Source organism: Deinococcus misasensis DSM 22328 (assembly GCF_000745915.1).
GTDB lineage: Bacteria > Deinococcota > Deinococci > Deinococcales > Deinococcaceae > Deinococcus_C > Deinococcus_C misasensis.
Genome location: NZ_JQKG01000094.1, coordinates 1 through 3,787 on the forward strand (window position 1 = coordinate 1; position 3,787 = coordinate 3,787).

The window sequence follows — 3,787 nt, forward strand, 5'->3', positions numbered from 1 at the left end:
GAATGAAGCGCAAGAGGAAACGAGCTGCGTTGAGTGATGAGTTTCGCTCCACCCTCCTGATGCTTCTCCTTCAGCCTTAACGTGCGTCACCCCTGAAAATTGCGACCCCTTCAACAATCGCTGTGTTCAACCATGCTAAGATGGTAAATTCGGAGGGCAGTAGGTGGAAGTGTACCCGGCTCGAATCAAAGAAGTTGCTCCAGGGAGTCCTGCACAGCGCGCAGGTGTGAAGCCTGGCGATCAGTTGTTGCGTGTGAATGACCAGTCTGTCACAGACATTCTGGCTTACAGATATCTCCTGGAGCAGGGGGTGGCCACTCTGGAGGTGGCAAGAACCCACCATTTGGATCAGCCGACGTTCACTTTTCAGCAAGACCACCACACCCTGAAACCCGTGGAAGCCGCGGAAACCTTCACTTTTGAAGTGGAGTGGGAAGATCCCGGTCTGGAGTTTGAAGAGGTGCTCTTTGACGGCATCAAGAAGTGCGCCAACAAGTGCGACTTCTGTTACGTGCACCAGATGCCAAAAGGCTTCCGGAAAAGCCTGTACATCATGGACGACGATTACCGCCTGTCTTTCCTGTACGGCTCTTTTGTGACCCTCACCAACCTGACCGAAGACGACATCCAGCGGATTCTGAATGAGAACCTCTCTCCGCTTTACGTATCGGTGCACACCACCAACCAGGAACTGCGTCAGGACATGATGAAGTGGTGGAAACTGAAGGTCAAAGACCAGCAGGCCACCGACATCCGCCACATGATTGAGCGTCTGGAGTCCATCGACCTGTACACCCAGATCGTGATGCTGCCGGGTCGCAACGACGGGGACGAGTTCGACAAAACCATGGAGTATCTGACCAGCCGTCCGAATGTGCTTTCGGTGGCCTGTGTTCCGGTGGGCCTGACCGACCACCGCACCAATCTGGCGCAGGTGCCCACTTTTTCTCCAGAGCAGGCCAAAGACGTGATCCGTCGGGCAAACGTCTGGAGAAAACGCATGCTGGAGGAGCGTGGAACCCGTTTCATCTTCCCCTCCGATGAGTTTTACATTCTGGCTGGACTGCCCATCCCTCCCGAGGAGGACTACGAGGGCTTCCCGATGCTGGAAAACGGTGTGGGGATGGTGCGCGACTTCCTGAACGAACCCCTCCCAGAGCTGCCTGAGGCACTGGAAATCCCCCAGAAGGTCATTCTGGGCACCGGGAAACTGTTTGCTGGTTCTCTGGATCTGGCTGTAGAGCCCCTGCGGAAAATCAAAGGGCTGGACATCGAGGTTCGGGCGGTCACCAACCGCACGTTCGGGGAAAACACCACCGTGGCAGGTTTGCTGACCGGGCGTTGTTTCCGCCATGCCGTGCAACCTTCTGAGGCGGACCTCTTGATCGTCCCTCCCACCACTTTGCGTTACGGCACCGAGCTCATGCTCGACAACATGAGCCTGACCGAGCTTTCGCAGGACCTCAGGATGCCTGTGCTGCCCGGTGGGGCCACCCTCGGTGAGCTTGCCAGAGTGATCCTGAAGCAGGGTTCCAGCTCTGGGTTGCAGTTTGGCTATTCTGCCCATGCCGTAAAAGAGCAGCGCGGTCAGGCATAACGGAGTACACTGAATCTGTGGACTACGTTGTCTTTGACCTGGAAACCACAGGGCTTTCTCCAGAGCGGGACGCCATTGTGGAAATTGGCGCGGTTGTTGTGCGAAACGGCGAAATCGTGGAAGACGAGATCTTCCATTCGCTGGTGAATCCCCAGCGTCCCATTCCTTATTTCGCCACCAAAGTGCATGGCCTGAGGGATCTGGATGTGAAGCATGCCCCCACCATCGATCTGGTGTTGCCAGAATTTCTGGCGTTCATCAAAAGGAAGCCTCTGGTGGCCCACAACATCTCTTTTGATGTGGGGTTCATTCAGGCCAATGCCCAGAAGCTCGGACTGGAATTCCCGCCCAGAGCGCAGATTTGCACCATGCAACTGTCCAGACGGGCGTACCCCAGAGAGCGCAGCCACAAACTGGATTTGCTGGCTTCACGGTTGGAGCTCACCTTTACCGAAAGGCACCGTTCCATGGGGGATGTGCAAGTGACTGCACAGGCTTTCATTCACCTGTCCAGAGCTTTGCAAGTGAACCTCTGAATTTCACAAGTCAAAAGAGGACATCAAAAAAGAGGAGGGGGTTCCCTCCTCTTTGGTTTTGAAGTTTACTTCTTGCGGCCTTTGCGGGTTGCACCCAGTTTTTTGCCTTTTTCTTCGCTGGCTTTCATTTTGGCACGGGTGGCTGCGGCCAGTGCTTTGAAATCCAGTTCGCCTTTGGAGAAAGCTTCCAGGCTGGGTTTGATTTTGCGGGTGCGTTTGTTCTGGGTGAGTTGGTTGTCCAGTTCATCAAACCACTGCTCAAATGCAGGATTGATTTCGAACACCATTTCTTTCACGCTTTTGCTGTATGCAGCATCCTGTCCACGTTTGGCGTATTGCTTGGGCAATTCAAAACGCTCAGGAAGTTCGGTGGCATCAAAGACACCATCGCGCACTGCATTGCGAAATTGGCGAACGAATTGATCGCTGCGTTGAGGGTTCTTGAGAAGGGCCACCTGTTCACTCAGTCTACGTAAATTCATAAAAGCACACTCCTTGCTTCGAGCCATTGTATTCACAATGGGCTTTTTTTTGCAAGTGCATGTTAACTGAAAAATGTGCATGATTTATGGACGCTACAGGTTCAAAACGAAGGTGATCTGCATGATTGATTTGTGGAAGGCTCCATCAAGTGCTTCTCATTTTCATCCAAAATTCATAATTTACCTGAAGGATGCCCATTTGCACCAGCACTGTTCAACATCTGGAAAATAACGATCAATCACAGGTGCTTTACACAATGGGCTTCATCGTGCCCTTTCGTTACGAAACGCACACTCCATAAACTGCATTGAGCTTGCATTTTCAGAATTCTGGTGTGATCCCTGCCATGTCCCAAAACACTGGCCTCTGTCAGGAGGATGCCCTTTTTGCTGAAAATTCATTCCATCAAAGGGGCACCCAGAATGCTCTGAAGTTCATGAAAAAGCTTTTGCAGGCCTCCATCAGGCAAAACAGAAGTCGCTTTGACCACATGCTCCTGATCCAGAGGCACCCAACTGAGGCATCCCAGCATTTCAGGGGTTTCCAGCAATTCAAAAGGCTGTTCCAATCTGGAGACTTCCAGCAGCAACACATGCACATACGGTTTGTTTCGGTAAAGAAAACGGCGCTCAATGGCTTTCTGGTTCAGGGCCTGAAAAGGTTCCATCTGCAGGGCTCTGGAAAGATCCTCCACTTTCCAAACGGCTTTCACTCTGGCAAACGCAGTGAAATGCACCTGCTCAGTGGCAAGAGGGTCTTCCACCAGGGCAAGGTGCTCTGGCTTGATTTCCAGTTTGTTCTGATGCAAATAGGTGGGGTACAAAAAGAACTCGCGGTGCTCAATTTCAAATTCGAGGTTCTTTTCAATGATTCCTCCTTTGCGAATGAGGACTGCGTACTGTCCTTGCAGCAAAGTTTGAATCTGGGCATTCCATTCTTTGAGGGCATACAGGCTCTGGACGTTCATGCCCACGAGTGTAAGTTTCCCCACCCCCTCTACACAAGGCCCTTGAGAGAATTTGAAGGGCTTGCTAGAGTGATGAGGATGTATTTGGCCTGCGCCACCACCATTATTCTCTATTGGCACTCTGAAAAGTCGGTAGAGTAACGTGGTGGTATGGCATGGCGACCCGGACATCTGAGCCGCATGCAGCTCGAAGAGCGTCGGCTC

4 protein-coding genes are annotated in these 3,787 nt (G+C 52.3%); 2 read left to right on the forward strand and 2 right to left on the reverse strand.

Translation table 11 applies throughout. The features are described from left to right. Window positions 1-163 precede the first annotated feature (163 nt). Both Q371_RS23180 and Q371_RS23185 read left to right on the forward strand, forming a co-directional pair. Window positions 164-1,597, forward strand: a complete 1,434-nt coding sequence (locus tag Q371_RS23180) for a radical SAM protein (protein ID WP_034345405.1) — start codon at window positions 164-166, stop codon at window positions 1,595-1,597. 17 nt (window positions 1,598-1,614) lie between these two features. Further along, window positions 1,615-2,133, forward strand: a complete 519-nt coding sequence (locus tag Q371_RS23185) for a 3'-5' exonuclease (RefSeq protein WP_034345408.1) — start codon at window positions 1,615-1,617, stop codon at window positions 2,131-2,133. A gap of 65 nt (window positions 2,134-2,198) precedes the next feature. Here Q371_RS23185 and Q371_RS23190 read toward each other — a convergent pair whose 3' ends face one another. After that, entirely contained in the window at window positions 2,199-2,615 is a 417-nt protein-coding gene (locus tag Q371_RS23190) for a hypothetical protein (protein WP_034345411.1), read from the reverse strand. A gap of 398 nt (window positions 2,616-3,013) precedes the next feature. Next, the gene (locus Q371_RS23195) at window positions 3,014-3,583 is read right to left on the reverse strand and encodes a DUF1802 family protein (RefSeq protein WP_034345414.1); all 570 of its coding nucleotides are present in this window, start codon (window positions 3,581-3,583) and stop codon (window positions 3,014-3,016) included. Between the last annotated feature and the right edge of the window lie 204 nt (window positions 3,584-3,787).